Source organism: Rhizobacter sp. P2_G4 (assembly GCF_056403575.1).
On the sequence record NZ_JBFUFG010000016.1, the window covers coordinates 83,298 to 98,370 of the forward strand.

Genomic DNA, 15,073 nt, shown 5'->3' on the forward strand with positions numbered 1-15,073 from the left:
CGGTCGCCTTTGGAGGCGACAACCTTACAGAGGGTTCAGGAGAGTTCGCCGAAATTCGTGTCGTCGATCACGGCGCCGAACTGCGTGTCGGAGAACAGCCGCAGTGGATTGCGCGCCACGCGCTCGCGGAAGCTCTTGCGCGCGAACAGCTTGGCCTGCGCCTCACCGGGGAGATCGGTGATGTTGATGACGTTCTTGACGATCAGCGTGTCGATCACGTCCTCGATCACACGCACGAAATCGGCATCCAATCGGCCGAACTCGTTCGGGTTGGCGGCCGTGTGCCCGATGAAGGACATCAGATCGCGGTGCCCTTCGGGCAAGAACTCCAGACCGCCGCTGTCCTGGCGGTGCAGGCTTTCGATCAAACCATCGGGGCCGCGGCGAACGTAGGGCATGGCGCTGGTGAAAGTGGGCGAGCTGCCACTATAGGCCCGGCGCTTCAGCGGCGCCATGAAAAAGAGGCCGGTGGTCGACCGGCCTCTCCGTGCAACGCAGGCGAACCTTCAGCGCATGCCGGCGATGTAGTCGGCCACGGCCTTGAGTTCCTTGTCGTTCATCTTCGCGACCACGCCCATCATCTGCGGGCTGTTCTTGCGGCCGCCGTCGCGGAAGGCCTTCAGCTGTGCTTCGGTGTAGTCACCGTGCTGACCGCCCAGGCGCGGGTACTGCGAAGGAATGCCAGCCCCGGTGGGGCCATGGCAGCCGGCACAAGCCGGCACGTTGCGGTCAGCCAGGCCGCCGCGGTAGATCTTCTCGCCGAGGCTGACCGTGTCTTTGTTCTTCGCGAAGCCCGGCTTGGCGTGCTTGGAAGCGTAGAACGCAGTCACGTTCTTGATGTCGGCCTCGCTGAGCGTGGCAGCGAATCCTTGCATGATGGGATTGACGCGCTTGGCCGCCTTGAACTCGACGAGTTGCTTCGCGAGGTACTCGGGGTGCTGGCCTTGCAGGATCGGGTTGGCCGGGCTGCCACGGGAACCGTCGGCCGTGTGGCAGGCGGCGCACACGTTGGTTGAAATCTCTTGGCCCTTGGCCAGATCGGGCTTGGCAGCTGCCGGGGGCTCGGCGGCAAAGGCCGGCGCGGCCAGCGAAGCCATGAGCATCAGACTCGACAACAAGGGTGCAAAGGACTTCATGGGCTTGGGTCTTTTTTGGTGCAAAACCCAGCGATTTTACAATGACGGCTTTGGGCGTCTGAATGACCGAGCAAAACAATTCCAATCCTTCGGTCACTGTATCGCCCGTCGATGCCGAGAAAACCGCCTTGGCGTGGACGCACACGGCGCGCTTTCTCACCACCGCCAGCCTGCTCAACCAGTTGCCGCAAATCGAGTTGCCCGAGATTGCCTTCGTCGGCCGCTCGAATGCTGGCAAGTCCACTGCGATCAACACGCTGACGCAGCAAAAGCGCCTGGCGTTTGCCTCCAAGACACCCGGCCGCACGCAGCACATCAACCTGTTCGAGTTGGGGCCGAAGCTGGCGCCCAACTCCTTGTTCGCCGATCTGCCGGGCTACGGCTATGCCGCAGTGGCGAAGGGCGCGAAGCTTCGCTGGCAGCAGGTGATGGCCGACTACCTGGAGTTGCGCCGCAGCCTGACAGGAGTGGTGCTGATGGTCGATTCACGCCTCGGCTTCACCGATCTCGACCGCAAATTGCTCGAGTTCGTGTCGCCACGGGTGGGCAATGGGTCGGTCAAGCTCCTGGTGTTGCTGACCAAGTCGGACAAGCTCAACCGAACCGAGGCCAACGCCACGCTTGCGACCGCGCAAGAGGTGCTGGGCGAGGTGTCTACCGATGAAGCCGATGTGAGCGTGACGCTGTTTTCTGCGCTCAAGAAATCGGGCGTGGGCGACGCGGCGAGCGTGTTGCACGCCTGGGTGCACCCGTCATGAGCATCGAGAGCATCTATGCCGAGCTTCCTCATGGCATCACGCTGCACTGCCGTGTGGCGGGGCCGGCCAACGCGCCGGCGCTGCTCTTTCTGCATGGATTCCCCGAGGCGGCTTTTGTCTGGGACGAGCTGCTGACGCACTTCGGCGATCGCTACCGCTGCATCGCGCCGAATCTGCGCGGCTTCGAGCAATCGTCTGCCCCGCTGGAAGTGCAGGCCTACCGCGCCAAGCACTTGGTGGGTGACTTGCTGGCGTTCATCAAGCARCAAGTAGGCGCACCACTGGCTGCCTTGGTGGCGCACGACTGGGGCGGTGCCGTGGCCTGGAACCTGGCCGCGCAGCACCCTGAGGTGTTGCAGCGGCTGGTGATCATCAACTCGCCGCACCCCGCCACCTTCCTGCGCGAATTGCAGACCAGCCCGGAGCAACAGGCTGCGAGCGAGTACATGAATTTTTTGTGCCGCCCCGATGCCGAGGCACTGCTGAGCGAAAACGACTTCGCGCGCATGTGGCCGTTGTTGACCAACATGGGTGCCACCGATGCGGGCCACCCTGGCGGTGGCTGGCTCACCGGGGCGGTGAAAGACCAGTACCGCGCGGTGTGGCGCGCCGGTTTGACTGGGGCGCTGAACTACTACCGCGCTTCACCTTTGCGCCCGCCAACGGCGCCGGATTCACCGGTGATGGCACTCAGCTTCCCCCCGGAATTCGTGACGGTCAACGTGCCGACCCACGTGATCTGGGCCGAGGCCGATATTGCGCTGCCGCCGGGATTGCTCGATGGCCTGGACGCTTTCGTTCCCCAGTTGACCGTGACCCGCGTACCGGGCGCGACGCACTGGATCGTCCACGAAAGGCCTGAATTCGTTGCCCGCGAGATTGAAGCTGCCCTCGCCAGTCATTGATTCAGGATTTTTGGTCAGCCAGGGCGCGCCAGATTGCGCAACATGCCATCGACGGCACGCTGGATCAGCGAGTGCGCATGCAAGGGTCCGAGAAGCTCCACAGCCCGCAGACGCTCGAGGGCTCGCTGGGTGACCGAGTGGGTGCGCAGCGGGGTTTCGCCAGCGAACAGATAGAAGCGCCTCTGCTCGCTGTGCCACAGCAATTGCACCTGCGTCCATGTGCCTTGCAAGAAGATCCGGTAGCGCTCGCCCACGGCCATGTGCTTGACCCACTCTTGCGGGTTGTCGCTGTGTTGGGCGGCATCGGCGTTCATCAACTCCGCGGGCACGGTTTCCATCGAGGCGAGGTCGATGAGCGAATCGCTGAAGGGCGGCGTGTCGAGCGGTTCCGGATCCACCTGAACTTCTTCGCGCATGCGACGCACGATTTCTTCGGGTGACAACTCCTCGGCGGCCGCTGCGGGTGCATTGCGTGCGCCCGGCCGCAGGGCTTCGGAGTGAACTTTCATCAGCTCGTCGAGCACGGCCTGCTGCTCGGTGGCCGGCACGTCGATCAACGCCATGCCGCTGCGCAGGCGCTGCAGCAGGTCGGGCAACAAGCCCACTAGGCGCTGACGGCTTTGCGGATGGCTCGGCAGCTTCAGGCTCCACAACAACTCGTCCACTGCCTTCAGGTAGCCGGCGGTCTGCTCGCTCTGATCGCCAAAACGCTGCACCGACTCGGTTAGTGCGCGTGCCCAGGTGATGGTGACGAAGCGGCGGATCACGCTGCTGGCCGGGACGTGCACCATCTGCTCGACCAACCGAGCTGACAGATTGCGCTGCATCTGCTCCGCCTGCTCGGCGCGCGCCAGTGCGTCGATGGTGGCCTGCGCAGTGCGCTGTTGCTGCTTGAGTTGCTCGGCGGCAAAGGCGTCAAGCCGGGCGATGCTGCGGCGATACAGCGCGCTGTCTTGAAGCACCTCGCTGGCCATGTCGCTCACCAGCGTCTCACAGAAGCTGAGAAGCGCTGTCAGACGAGGATCGGCGGGATGCGGATAGGCCGTCGTGGTGCTGACGATGCGGTCCATCAGCACCCATACCGGGTGGTCATAGGCGTCGAGCATGCTCGGGTCGAGCAAGGCGATGCGCAACGCCGAGACTTGTAGCCGGGCGATCACGCCATGCAGGCCCGTCGGCAATGAGCGGTCGGACAAGATGGTTTCGAACAGCCGCGAGAGCAGCTCGATGATCTGCCGGTCCACGGTCTCGCCCGTGGTGGACATCAGTGCAGCCCGGTGTTGTGCCAGTTGGGGCGTGTCGGTGTCGGGGCCGGACAACGCCGCAGCGGGCATGCGGCGCAGCAGTTCCTCCACACGCAGCAGCGCTTGTTCGAGTTCCGGGCTTGCCATCGGCAAGGGCCGTCGCTTCCCCTCGGCTGTGCCGGCTGCGGCTGGGTCGCCGGTGGGCATGCTGCGCAGAAGCCCATCCAGCGCGCCGGGCCGGGTCACGTCCATCTCGGGTGGTTCTTCGCGCCCCGAGCCTGGGGTGATGACCACCGTGCGGTAAATCCCCGGTGTCACGCCCTGGGACTCGAGCCGCGTGCAGGCCGCTGCAAACGAGAGGCGCAGGAAGCCCGCGATCACCGTGGCCGACACGCGGAGCAAGATCACCTGTTGTGCCGGTGCTGCCGGCAACGCCGTGGACGCCTGCCACAAGGCCTGTGCGTACGACTGCGGGCGAAGGGGGTTGGACTCGGCCGTCACGTGCGTCTGGCCCCGCAGCGTGGACGTGAAGGTCTGCAGTTCACGCAGTTCCCACTCGGCGCCGGTGTCGATTTGCTGGATGGCGCGCGAAATCTCGATGTCGGATTCGACGCGCGTTTCGTCCATCAGCTCCAGCCCGCTCAGGCCAGAAGAGACGACGGTGGGCTGGCCATGTGCTCCGGGCACCAGGTCGGCTTGCACCAGCTTGCGCAAGGCCTCGACGAAGCTGCGCTGGTACAGCGCCTGGTTCTGCTGAAGCACCTGAACCAGATCGAAGTAGTGCTTGCGTTCGCTCGCGGTCAGCAGGCTGTCGCGCGGCTGGCGTAGCTGCTCCAGCGTGCTGGCCAGGGTCTTCGAGATGAGATCGGCCGAGCGATTGAGCTCGTCGTCGACGAAGCGCTGCAGAAGCGGTGCGATGGACATGCGCCATTTTGACCCCGGACGGGCGTTTTCAAACCAGCGGCACACCCAATGGAACAGGGCATGTCGGCGACTGTTGCGGGGATACCTCCTTTGGACTAGGGGGCCGGCCTTTCAGGAACTTTCAGCTCGCTCAAGGACGCATTCAGGACGTCCGCAGAACACTGCAGTGGCATTGAGTCTCGATTCCTTTTCCGGGGGGCGGGGCCGATGTAACTCAGGAGGTTCGATCATGGCCATCACCATGCAAGGCAACTGGACACTGCGCGTCAAAGGCAGGAACGCGGCGTTTGCCCAGCGTTTCGTCGTCAGCGGGGCGATCACCGGCAACGGCACGTACGACGGCGTCGTGGGTAATGCCGTCTTCGTGACCGGCGCGCAGTGGACGGTCAATGTCCAGCACCGTCCCACCGGCAGGGCTTGGCAAGATTCGGCCCAGCGCATCGGTCTGCCTGGCGTGATGGGCGGCCTGTTGCAGTTCGAGATCGCAGCGAACGACGGCGGGCTGGATGACGACTACGACGACCTGGTGCTGGGCTGCTCCTTGCCAGCCAGCCAGGCGGACTACGTGGTCTACGGTGCCGTCAAGACCTACTCGGGCGCGTGCCTCTTCAATCCGGGCCGCGACGACTACATCGTGATCGACTCAGCTCGGCATCTGGACGCAGTTCGCGCGCGCCATCCGCAGTTGGCTGATTTGATTGAGAAGCTCTACCCGGCTCGCGCAGGGCATGCGTCCGACGTGACGCCGTTGCTGCTTCCCACCGGTCTGCCCAATGTGGCGGTGGGCCTCTTGTTCCAGTCGGAACCCGCGCGCGTGCCTGAACCAGAGGTCTCGGCAACGATTGGCGAGGACATGAACGCCAATGCAGCCCGGCTTGACCAGATCGAAGCTCGCGCCGTGAGTGCGCTGCGAACCACGATCAAACGCGTGCCGTTCAAGCCGTTGCCGCTCAGAGCCGGGGTCAGCCGACTGGCGCACAGTGATTTGGAGACGATTGCCAAGATACGCGATGCCGCCATTCGCTTTCGTTGCCAGATGGAATCCGCCCCGTGCTTGCAACTGCGTTTCCAGGATTACGACCGCACAGCAACAGAAAAGGGCGGTGGCCCGTACACCGGCACCGGCCTGCGCGAGGACCTGGGCATGGCAATCACAGATGAGCTCGGCAACTACATTTTTCGGTTCCATCGAGCCGGCAAAGAGGCGGTCCACCTCCCCGCGGCTTCGCAGCGTCCGGATGTGATCGTGCAGGTGCTGGGGGCCGGCTTCACTCTGAAGTTCGAGACGGCGCCGTATGACAACATCGCCAATCTGCGACGCATCGACCTGTGTGTGCCTCGTGCGCAGGTTCATGCTGAGCGGGGTGCAGAAAGCGACCGGGCAAGCGGGGAGGTTGGCGACGTCGCGAATCTGCGTGCGACTCTCCACGCCGTCGACTCCACGGCGCAGCCCGATCTGGTGCTGCGTCAGCGCGCGGTGTTCGAGTACGTGGGTGCGACCGCGCTCATGGTGGTCGGGCCGGCGACGGGGCGCTGCTACCGGTTTGACCGGCCGGGCGCCAAGTTGACGGTGGATCTGCGTGATCGGCCGACACTGGCAAGCATCGGCAGCCTCCGCATGCAGCAAGCGGCCTGATCCAAGCGCCTCATAAAGGAAAAAAGGGCTGCCGAAGCAGCCCTTTCGCAGAGGCGCAGTGCCTGGACTTACATGTCCATGCCCATGCCGCCCATGCCGCCCATGCCGCCCATGCCGCCACCGCCAGCAGGTGCTTCGTCCTTCGGGGACTCAGCGACCATGGCTTCGGTCGTCAGCATCAGTGAGGCGACCGAGGCTGCGTTTTGCAGCGCCGTGCGGGTCACCTTGGTCGGATCCAGGATGCCCATCTCGATCATGTCGCCATAGGTGTCGTTGGCTGCATTGAAGCCGTAGTTGCCCTTGCCGTTCAGCACGGCATTGACGACCACGCTGGCTTCGCCGCCGGCGTTGTAGACGATCTCGCGCAGCGGCGCTTCGATGGCGCGCAGCACCAGCTTGATGCCGGCTTCCTGATCGGGGTTGTCGCCCTTGATGGCGCCAGCTTGTTGCTTGGCGCGCAGCAGAGCCACGCCACCACCGGCCACGATGCCTTCTTCGACGGCTGCGCGGGTTGCGTGCAGTGCGTCTTCAACGCGGGCCTTCTTTTCCTTCATCTCGACTTCGGTGGCAGCACCGACCTTGATGACGGCCACGCCGCCAGCCAGCTTGGCCACGCGCTCTTGGAGCTTCTCGCGGTCGTAGTCGCTGGTGGCTTCTTCGATCTGCACGCGCACTTGCTTGACGCGGGCTTCGWTGTCGGCGCCGGCGCCGGCGCCGTCGATGATGGTGGTGTTTTCCTTGCCCACTTCAACGCGCTTGGCTTGGCCCAGGTCGGCCAGGGTGACCTTCTCGAGCGTCAGGCCGACTTCTTCGGCGATGACCTTGCCGCCCGTCAGGATGGCGATGTCTTCGAGCATGGCCTTGCGGCGGTCACCGAAGCCAGGCGCCTTGACGGCCACAACCTTCAGGATGCCGCGGATGGTGTTGACCACCAGCGTGGCGAGTGCTTCGCCTTCGACTTCTTCGGCAATGATCAGCAGCGGACGGCCCGACTTCGCCACTTGTTCCAGCGTGGGGAGCAGGTCGCGGATGTTGCTGATCTTCTTGTCGTAGAGCAGCACGAAGGGGTTGTCCAACAGCGCCGATTGCTTCTCGGGGTTGTTGATGAAGTAAGGCGACAGGTAGCCGCGGTCGAACTGCATGCCTTCGACGACTTCAAGCTCGGACTCCAGCGACTTGCCGTCTTCGACAGTGATGACGCCTTCCTTGCCGACTTTGTCCATCGCGTCGGCAATGATCTTGCCGATGGTTTCGTCGCTGTTGGCCGAGATGGAGCCGACTTGCGCGATTTCCTTGGAGGTGGTGGTGGCCTTCGAGGCCTTCTTCAGCTGCTCGACCAGGGCTGTGACAGCCTTGTCGATACCGCGCTTCAGGTCCATCGGGTTCATGCCGGCGGCCACGTACTTCATGCCTTCGCGGACGATGGCTTGAGCGAGCACGGTGGCGGTGGTGGTGCCGTCGCCAGCGATGTCAGAGGTCTTGGAAGCAACTTCCTTAACCATCTGAGCGCCCATGTTCTGGAGCTTGTCCTTGAGTTCGATTTCCTTGGCCACGGACACACCGTCCTTGGTCACGGTGGGAGCGCCGAACGAGCGCTCGAGCACCACATTGCGACCCTTGGGGCCCAAGGTCACCTTGACTGCATTAGCCAGGATGTTCACGCCTTCGACCATGCGGGCACGTGCCTCGCCGCCAAAGATGACGTCTTTTGCTGCCATGTCTTATCTCCGATTCAATATTGGGGTTGATTACTTTTGTCTTCGGCCGGGCTTTTCGCCCTTAACTTCGCGACGCGAAGTTAGCCTTCGACGAAAGTAAATCGTCGTTCTGTCGATTTACTTTTCGACAACGGCGAAGAGGTCTTCTTCGCGCATCACCAGCAGCTCGTCGCCATCGACCTTGACGGTCTGGCCGCTGTACTTGCCGAACAGGACGCGGTCGCCGACCTTGATGTTCAGGGCGATGAAGTCACCCTTTTCGCTGCGCTTGCCGGGGCCGACGGCAAGCACTTCGCCTTGGTCAGGCTTTTCGGCGGCGTTGTCGGGGATCACGATGCCGGAGGCAGTCTTGGTTTCTTGTTCCAGGCGCTTGACGATCACGCGATCGTGCAACGGACGAAGTTTCATAGCATCTCCTTGATGGCTCAGAAAGCGATCTTCTGGGTTGGAATGAGCGACGCTGCGCTCATCGACTTTGCAGACGGCTGGGCCTTGCCTCAACCGTTAGCACTCAAAGGGGTCGAGTGCTAGCAAATGGAATTATAGGGGTCGAAGCGCGGGTTTCAAGAGCCCGACTGATCGCGTGGGATCAAATCGTTGCCTTCAGCGTCCGCGTCGTCCGACGGGGTCGGGCGGGCTTCCAACCGGTAGCTCTCGCTGGCCCAGGCGCCGAAGTCGACGTTCTTGCAGCGCTCGCTGCAGAACGGTCGGAAGGGATTGTCGAGAGCGTAGACGCTCTCGCCACCGCAGGTCGGGCAGGTGACGATCCTCCGCATGGGGCGGGCCGGCGACTGCTCGGGACTCATGAGCACAAGGTCAGTTCAAAGCTGGTGTCCACGCCAGCCGGTTTGAGGCGACCTTCGGCGTCCTGGCGCATCAGGCGCACCATCACCATGAGGCGATGACCGCTGATTTCGGGAATCAGTTGCGCTGCGGGGTCGATTCGCAAACGCAGCAGATGAAAAACACGGCCAGCGGGTAGGCTTTGTTGGAACTGCCCGCCCTGCGTAACCACCTTGTGGGGCGCGCCGGTGTCGCGCAGCAAGCCGAGCAGCACCTTCAAGGCTTCCGCCAGCGGCATCAAGGTGCTCACCCAGTGGTTGAGGTCGGTGCGGCGTCGGGCCGGTTCGTGCTGCTGCCAAGCGTAGTAGGCGGGCAGGTCGAATTCACAGGTGCCACCGGGGATGCTGATGCGGCTGCGAATGCTCATCAGCCACTCGTTGCTGGTGAGCGCGTGACCCGCTTTGCCCGGCAACTGGTTCAGGCCATTGAACGCGTGGTCGACCTTGGTGATCACCTGGTTGAGTACGTCGTCCGAGATCGACGGGTTGCCGCGGTAACCGTTGAGCAAAGTGCGCTGACGGTCGAGTTCCTTCAACAGGTCCGATTTCAAGTCGGCACGCGAGGCGACGTCCATGATTTCGAACAGCGTGGCGAGCGCGTAGTGGTGATCCACGGTCTCGTCTCGGGGCATCAGCCGGCCAAGGCGGTCGAACAGGTGTTCGAGCCGCAACATGGTGCGAATGCTCTCGTTGAAGGGGTACTCGTACAGGATCAAGGTGGGTGTGCTCCGCGCGAACGCCGGCATTGTTCCATATGCATCCAGCGTTGCCATAGGACACCAATCTCCTCCGCAAGTTGCGGCAGGCTGAGGTTTTCGTTGCGGATGACGGCATCTGCTGCAGCTCGGCGAGCTTCTCGGGTGGCTTGTTGGGCAATGACTGCCTGCACGGCGTCGCGTGACCAACTCGAGCGTTGCATCACCCGTTCGATCTGTGTGCCTTCACTGCAGTCAACGACGAGGACCCGATCGACACGGGCCCGCCAGCGAGCCGATTCGACGAGCAACGGAACGTCGAAAACCACCGGACATCCGGCCGCGGCTTTCGCCTGGCGATCACACTCGATACCGATCATGGGGTGGAGGATGGCTTCGAGTCGGCCTTTCGCAGCAGCATCGGCAAAGACCAGCTCTCGCATGCGAACCCGATCCAACGCACCATCGGGGTCAATGATGGCGGCGCCAAACAGAGCACGAATTGCATCGATGGCAGCACCGCCCGGGAGCACCAGCGAACGCGCAATCGCGTCGGTGTCGACTAGGGCCGCTCCGAGCTTCACGAGTTCACGAGCAACGGTGCTCTTGCCGCTGCCAATGCCTCCTGTGAGGCCAATGCGCAGGCTGGTTGCGGCAGCCATGAAGATGTTGCTGGCGCGTCAGGCCCAGCCTAGCCAGCCCAGAACGCGTTGCTGGCCTGCGAGCATCACAACGATGCCACCACCGGCCAGAAAGGGCCCGAAAGGGACGTACCGTCCCTCGCGCAGATTGCTGGACATCTTCATCGCAATGCCGACCACTGCGCCGATGACCGAAGCACCCAGCACAATGGGAAGAATCATCTGCCAGCCGAGCCAGGCGCCCAACGCTGCGAGCAGCTTGAAGTCACCGTAACCCATGCCTTCTTTGCCGGTGGTGAGCTTGAACAGCCAATACACCGACCACAACGACAAATAGCCAACGACAGCGCCCCAGATTGCCTGCGGCAAGGGGATCGTCCACCCAAGAACCCCAGCCAACAGGCCGGCCCATAGCAAGGGAAAGGTGAGGGTGTCGGGCAGCAGGGTGGTGTCCCAATCGATTCCGGCAAGAGCGACGAGCACGGCGACCACGAAACACCAGAGCAACGCGGTAGGTGCCGCACCAAAACGCCAACCTACAGCGGCAAAGAGTGCGCCCGTCAAAAGCTCTACCAGGGGATAGCGAGGCGAGATGCGCGTCTTGCATTCGGCGCACCGCCCGCTAAGGCGGAGATAGCTGATGACAGGAATGTTTTCGTGCCAAGCGATCATGTGCCCGCATGAAGGGCAACGAGAACGGGGGTGACTGAGGCTCAACGGACCCAGGGCACTTAACGCCTGATGGAGCGATTTGCCAGTCTCCGTCAACGCTGAAGACGGAGGGGCGCCGAAGACACGACGATAGGCTTCGGCGTCACTCAACTGAGTCGCTACCTCACCCCACCAGCCCCGATCCATCATCAGCGGAAGACGATGGATCACCACATTTAGGAAGCTCCCGATGCATAGCCCGAACAGGGCCAAGATCCAGGGTGACAGAAGTAGTTCAGCACCAGGCAAGCTCATCGGTATCGTTCAGACCACCGCGCCGAGTTTGAAGATTGGCAAGTACATCGATACAACGATGCCGCCAATAAGTGTTCCCAAGATGACGATGATGAACGGTTCCATCAGCGATGAAAGTCCCTTGACGGCTTCGTCTACTTCGTCCTCATAGAACTCAGCGGCCTTACCTAGCATTGCATCCAGGGAGCCCGACTCCTCACCAATAGCGCACATCTGTATCACCATGGTTGGAAAGACACCGGTTGTCTGCATCGATGCAGTCAAGCTCGCGCCGGTCGAAACATCCTTCTGAATTTGATCGGTGGCGTCTTTGAATACGGCGTTGCCCGAAGCGCCACCGACGGAATCCAGCGCTTCCACCAAAGGCACGCCCGCTGCAAACATCGTTGCCAGCGTGCGTGTCCAGCGGGCTATTGCTGACTTGTTAACGAGGTCGCCAAAGATTGGCACTTTCAGAAGCAACCGATCCATGGTCCGCTGCATCTTCTCCGAACGTTTCCAAGACTCGAAGAAGAAATAGATCCCGCCACCCAAAAAGCCGAAGATCGCCCACCAGTACTTCACGAAGATCTCGGACATTCCGATTACGAACATCGTGGGGGCGGGTAGATCTGCTCCAAATGAAGTAAACACCTCCTTGAAGACTGGAATGACGAACAACATGATGACCGCAAGCACGACAAACGCTACCACCATCACGGCCACAGGATAAATCAAGGCAGATTTGATCTTGTTTCTGATGGCCATCGTCTTTTCTTGATAAATAGCGAGCCGATCAAGAAGCGTGTCCAAAATGCCACCGGCCTCACCGGCTTCAACCAAGTTGCAATAGAGCGCATCAAAATACAGTGGATGCTTGCGGAAGGCAGAGGACAGGCTTGTCCCTGTCTCCACGTCATTTCGGACGTCTGTGATGAGCTTGGTCATCCGGGCGTTGGTACTACCTCGGGCCACGATATCGAAGGCCTGAAGCAGAGGTACACCGGCACGCATCATCGTAGACAGCTGACGGGTGAATATGGCGATGTCTTTCTGCTTGATCGCCTTGCCGCCGCTTGTGCGGCGCTTCTTCACCTTGGTGATCAATATCCCTTGTCGCCGCAGGCTGGCGCTGACCACAGCTTCTCCGCCGGCGCGCACTTCACCGCGAACCAACTTGCCATTCTTGTCCTTCCCTTCCCACTCGAAGACAAATTCCTTGACGTTTTTTGTCGCTGTTGCTGTTGCGGTTGCCATGGTGTCTCCGAGGAAACTTCTGTCCTCGTCCCGTTGATAGTTGTGTGAGGTCGGAATGCCCGGAGGGGCTACTCGTTGGTTGCTGCGATGACTTCTTCGAGCGTGGTGAAACCTGCCCGCACTTTGACAAGGCCAGACTGTCGCAAGTCCCGCACTCCATCGCGGGTCGCCTGGTCTGAAATGTCCATCGCCGTGCCTTCAGACAGGATGATTCGCTGAATTTCTTCGCTGATCGGCATCACCTGGTAGATGCCAACCCGGCCTCTGTAGCCATTGCTGCAGGCTGGGCACCCGACTGCTCGGTACGGACGCCAGGTGCCGTCCAAGTCGCTCTCCAAATAACCCGCCTTCAACATCGCTTCGCGCGGATAGTCGGCTTGTACTTTGCAGACTTCGCAAAGACGGCGAGTCAGACGTTGCGCCGTGATGAGTAAGACGCTGGACGCGATATTGAAAGGCGCTACGCCCATGTTCAACAGCCGTGTCAAGGTGGTCGGTGCGTCGTTCGTGTGAAGCGTCGACATGACCATGTGCCCGGTCTGCGCGGCTTTGATGGCGATGTCGGCCGTCTCAAGATCACGAATTTCCCCGACCATAATTACGTCCGGATCTTGGCGCAGAAACGATTTCAAGGCAGCGGAGAACGTCAAGCCCGCCTTGTCGTTCACGTTAACCTGATTGATACCCGGCAAATTGATTTCAGCGGGATCTTCCACCGTCGAAATATTCACGCCAGGTTGATTAAGAATATTCAGGCACGTGTACAAGGAAACCGTCTTGCCGCTACCCGTAGGGCCAGTGACCAAAATCATGCCGTAAGGGCGCACGATGTATTTGAGCAAGCGATCTTTCTCGATCTTCTCGTAACCCAGTGCCTCAATGCCAAGCTTGGCACTTGATGGGTCCAGGATCCGGATGACGATCTTTTCCCCGAACAGGGTGGGCAATGTGCTGACGCGAAAGTCGATGGCCTTGTTGCCGAACTTGAGCTTCATACGCCCGTCTTGGGGGACACGCTTTTCGGCAATGTCGAGCCTCGAAATCACCTTGATACGAGAGGCCAGCTTTTCTTTGATTGCAATGGGCGGCTGCGTGATCTCGCGCAATTCGCCATCGACGCGGAAGCGAACTCTGTAGTGGTATTCGTAGGGCTCGAAGTGCAGATCGGAAGCACGAGCATTGATTGCATCGATCAGCATTTTCTGCAGGAAGCGCACCACTGGCGCATCTTCTACGTCTGCAGTGACTTCTTGGGTCTCAGCTGCTGCAGCGCTCTCGTCGTCGGTGACGTCGAACTCGAAATCCCCGCCAACAATGTTCTCAAGCGATTCAGTTGTGCTGGCGCCTGAACCTTCGAGAATCTTCGTTAGCTTGTCATGCTCGACGATGACCCATTCAGGAGACAGCTGGGTAGCGAATTTGATCCGTTCAGCGGCCTCTTGATCTGTGGGGTCAGCGCCTCCAATGAATAGGCGATTACCGCGCTTGCCGAGCACCAAGACTTGATACTGCGCAGCAAGCTTGACGTCGATGACATTGCGCGGGAGGCGTTGCGGATCAACGGCGTTGAGATCCAACAACGGAAGCGCAAGTGCGCTGGAGAGCGTATGCGCCAAATCTGCCGAGGAGACTGTCCCCGAGGCGAGAACGGACGAGAGGAAGCTGGTTTTCTTTTCCTTGGATGACTTGACCAAGTCTTCCGCAGCTTTCGCGTTCAGCTTTCCAGCATGAACCAAAACCCGCGCTACGCCAGACAGCGCGGATTGGGGAACTTCGGCGAGGGTATCCACGGGCAGGTGTGCGTTACGTCACGATAGGCATATCAATTGATGATCGCCGATTCGCCAGATGCTGTAAACCTGAAGCCTGGCTCGGAGCGGCAACAAATCACGATTCACGACCATGAACGCTGCAACAATTTGCATCAGCGGTGGATTGGTCGGGGTGAGAGGATTCGAACCTCCGGCCTCTACGTCCCGAACGTAGCGCTCTACCAGGCTAAGCTACACCCCGATAAAAAAGGGGGCCTTAAAAGGCCCGCTTTTGGCTGATCGGGTCAAGACGAACGCTCTACCGATCGAACACAGAATTCTAGCAGAGCTTCACTGTACACAGTCCGTGGGAGGACTGCCAGGCTAAGGCGTGCTTTATTTGCTTCTGCCCGCGCCGCATCACGCGTTGCCTCCAGGGCCCCAGTGCGACGCACGATGTTCACAATTTCGGCCAGTCGAGTGACTTCACCTTGCTCTATTGCGTGACGGATAAGCAGGCGTTCGTCGCTACTTGCGCGTTCCATCGCAATAAGCAGGGGCAGTGTCGGCTTTCCCTCACGAAGATCGTCCCCGACGTTTTTGCCCAGCTTGGAGGTCGAC

15 protein-coding genes and 1 tRNA gene are annotated in these 15,073 nt (G+C 61.1%); 3 read left to right on the forward strand and 13 right to left on the reverse strand.

Going from position 1 to position 15,073, the window contains the following annotated elements:
* Positions 1–35: 35 nt before the first annotated feature.
* Positions 36–398, reverse strand: a complete 363-nt coding sequence (locus tag AC1DYS_RS30335; protein ID WP_156154465.1) for a hypothetical protein — start codon at positions 396–398, stop codon at positions 36–38.
* A gap of 108 nt (positions 399–506) precedes the next feature.
* Positions 507–1,136 carry a c-type cytochrome gene (locus AC1DYS_RS30340; RefSeq protein WP_477905516.1) on the reverse strand — a complete coding sequence of 210 codons (630 nt, stop codon included), beginning with the start codon at positions 1,134–1,136 and terminating at the stop codon, positions 507–509.
* Positions 1,137–1,198: 62 nt separating this feature from the next.
* Between AC1DYS_RS30340 and yihA the strand changes: the two genes are divergently transcribed.
* Both yihA and AC1DYS_RS30350 read left to right on the forward strand, forming a co-directional pair.
* Positions 1,199–1,894, forward strand: coding sequence for a ribosome biogenesis GTP-binding protein YihA/YsxC (yihA, locus tag AC1DYS_RS30345; RefSeq protein WP_477905518.1), 696 nt, complete (start codon positions 1,199–1,201; stop codon positions 1,892–1,894).
* A complete protein-coding gene (locus AC1DYS_RS30350) occupies positions 1,891–2,799 on the forward strand; it encodes an alpha/beta fold hydrolase (protein WP_477905520.1) in 909 nt (302 codons plus the stop codon). The genes yihA and AC1DYS_RS30350 overlap by 4 nt, the downstream gene beginning before the upstream one ends.
* Before the next feature lie 14 nt (positions 2,800–2,813).
* Here AC1DYS_RS30350 and AC1DYS_RS30355 read toward each other — a convergent pair whose 3' ends face one another.
* Positions 2,814–4,967 (reverse strand): DUF1631 family protein, encoded by a 2,154-nt coding sequence (locus tag AC1DYS_RS30355; protein ID WP_477905522.1) that lies wholly within the window; start codon positions 4,965–4,967, stop codon positions 2,814–2,816.
* Positions 4,968–5,196: 229 nt separating this feature from the next.
* Between AC1DYS_RS30355 and AC1DYS_RS30360 the strand changes: the two genes are divergently transcribed.
* The gene (locus tag AC1DYS_RS30360) at positions 5,197–6,603 is read left to right on the forward strand and encodes a hypothetical protein (protein ID WP_477905523.1); all 1,407 of its coding nucleotides are present in this window, start codon (positions 5,197–5,199) and stop codon (positions 6,601–6,603) included.
* 68 nt (positions 6,604–6,671) lie between these two features.
* Here the strand turns inward: AC1DYS_RS30360 and groL are convergent, their stop codons facing one another.
* The 10 genes from groL to AC1DYS_RS30410 all read right to left on the reverse strand — a co-directional run.
* Complete coding sequence (groL, locus tag AC1DYS_RS30365) at positions 6,672–8,321, reverse strand: chaperonin GroEL (protein WP_477905525.1); 1,650 nt, start codon at positions 8,319–8,321, stop codon at positions 6,672–6,674.
* 117 nt (positions 8,322–8,438) lie between these two features.
* On the reverse strand, positions 8,439–8,729 hold the full coding sequence (groES, locus tag AC1DYS_RS30370; RefSeq protein ID WP_047493456.1) for a co-chaperone GroES: 291 nt from the start codon (positions 8,727–8,729) through the stop codon (positions 8,439–8,441).
* 155 nt (positions 8,730–8,884) lie between these two features.
* Positions 8,885–9,127 (reverse strand): DNA gyrase inhibitor YacG, encoded by a 243-nt coding sequence (locus AC1DYS_RS30375; RefSeq protein ID WP_477905528.1) that lies wholly within the window; start codon positions 9,125–9,127, stop codon positions 8,885–8,887.
* Entirely contained in the window at positions 9,124–9,879 is a 756-nt protein-coding gene (zapD, locus tag AC1DYS_RS30380; protein WP_477905530.1) for a cell division protein ZapD, read from the reverse strand. The genes AC1DYS_RS30375 and zapD overlap by 4 nt, the downstream gene beginning before the upstream one ends.
* Positions 9,876–10,520 (reverse strand): dephospho-CoA kinase, encoded by a 645-nt coding sequence (gene coaE, locus AC1DYS_RS30385; protein ID WP_477905532.1) that lies wholly within the window; start codon positions 10,518–10,520, stop codon positions 9,876–9,878. Before coaE ends, zapD begins: the two co-directional genes overlap by 4 nt.
* A gap of 18 nt (positions 10,521–10,538) precedes the next feature.
* Positions 10,539–11,465: a prepilin peptidase gene (locus tag AC1DYS_RS30390; RefSeq protein ID WP_477905534.1), complete on the reverse strand. Its 927-nt coding sequence runs from the start codon at positions 11,463–11,465 to the stop codon at positions 10,539–10,541.
* Between the two features lie 9 nt (positions 11,466–11,474).
* Complete coding sequence (locus tag AC1DYS_RS30395; protein WP_477905536.1) at positions 11,475–12,701, reverse strand: type II secretion system F family protein; 1,227 nt, start codon at positions 12,699–12,701, stop codon at positions 11,475–11,477.
* Positions 12,702–12,769: 68 nt separating this feature from the next.
* Positions 12,770–14,497: a type IV-A pilus assembly ATPase PilB gene (gene pilB, locus AC1DYS_RS30400; RefSeq protein ID WP_477905539.1), complete on the reverse strand. Its 1,728-nt coding sequence runs from the start codon at positions 14,495–14,497 to the stop codon at positions 12,770–12,772.
* Positions 14,498–14,637: 140 nt separating this feature from the next.
* Positions 14,638–14,714 (reverse strand) — tRNA-Pro (locus AC1DYS_RS30405).
* A gap of 43 nt (positions 14,715–14,757) precedes the next feature.
* On the reverse strand, positions 14,758–15,073 hold a 316-nt coding region (locus tag AC1DYS_RS30410; RefSeq protein ID WP_477905537.1), incomplete at its 5' end, for a polyprenyl synthetase family protein.

Coding starts and splice junctions, on each gene's coding strand:
- groES (WP_047493456.1), bottom strand. CDS start 8,729: ATGAAACTTCGTCCGTTGCACGATCGCGTGATCGTCAAGCGCCTGGAA.
- AC1DYS_RS30340 (WP_477905516.1), bottom strand. CDS start 1,136: ATGAAGTCCTTTGCACCCTTGTTGTCGAGTCTGATGCTCATGGCTTCG.
- yihA (WP_477905518.1), top strand. CDS start 1,199: ATGACCGAGCAAAACAATTCCAATCCTTCGGTCACTGTATCGCCCGTC.
- AC1DYS_RS30360 (WP_477905523.1), top strand. CDS start 5,197: ATGGCCATCACCATGCAAGGCAACTGGACACTGCGCGTCAAAGGCAGG.
- AC1DYS_RS30395 (WP_477905536.1), bottom strand. CDS start 12,701: ATGGCAACCGCAACAGCAACAGCGACAAAAAACGTCAAGGAATTTGTC.
- AC1DYS_RS30355 (WP_477905522.1), bottom strand. CDS start 4,967: ATGTCCATCGCACCGCTTCTGCAGCGCTTCGTCGACGACGAGCTCAAT.
- AC1DYS_RS30335 (WP_156154465.1), bottom strand. CDS start 398: ATGCCCTACGTTCGCCGCGGCCCCGATGGTTTGATCGAAAGCCTGCAC.
- AC1DYS_RS30375 (WP_477905528.1), bottom strand. CDS start 9,127: ATGAGTCCCGAGCAGTCGCCGGCCCGCCCCATGCGGAGGATCGTCACC.
- coaE (WP_477905532.1), bottom strand. CDS start 10,520: ATGGCTGCCGCAACCAGCCTGCGCATTGGCCTCACAGGAGGCATTGGC.
- AC1DYS_RS30390 (WP_477905534.1), bottom strand. CDS start 11,465: ATGAGCTTGCCTGGTGCTGAACTACTTCTGTCACCCTGGATCTTGGCC.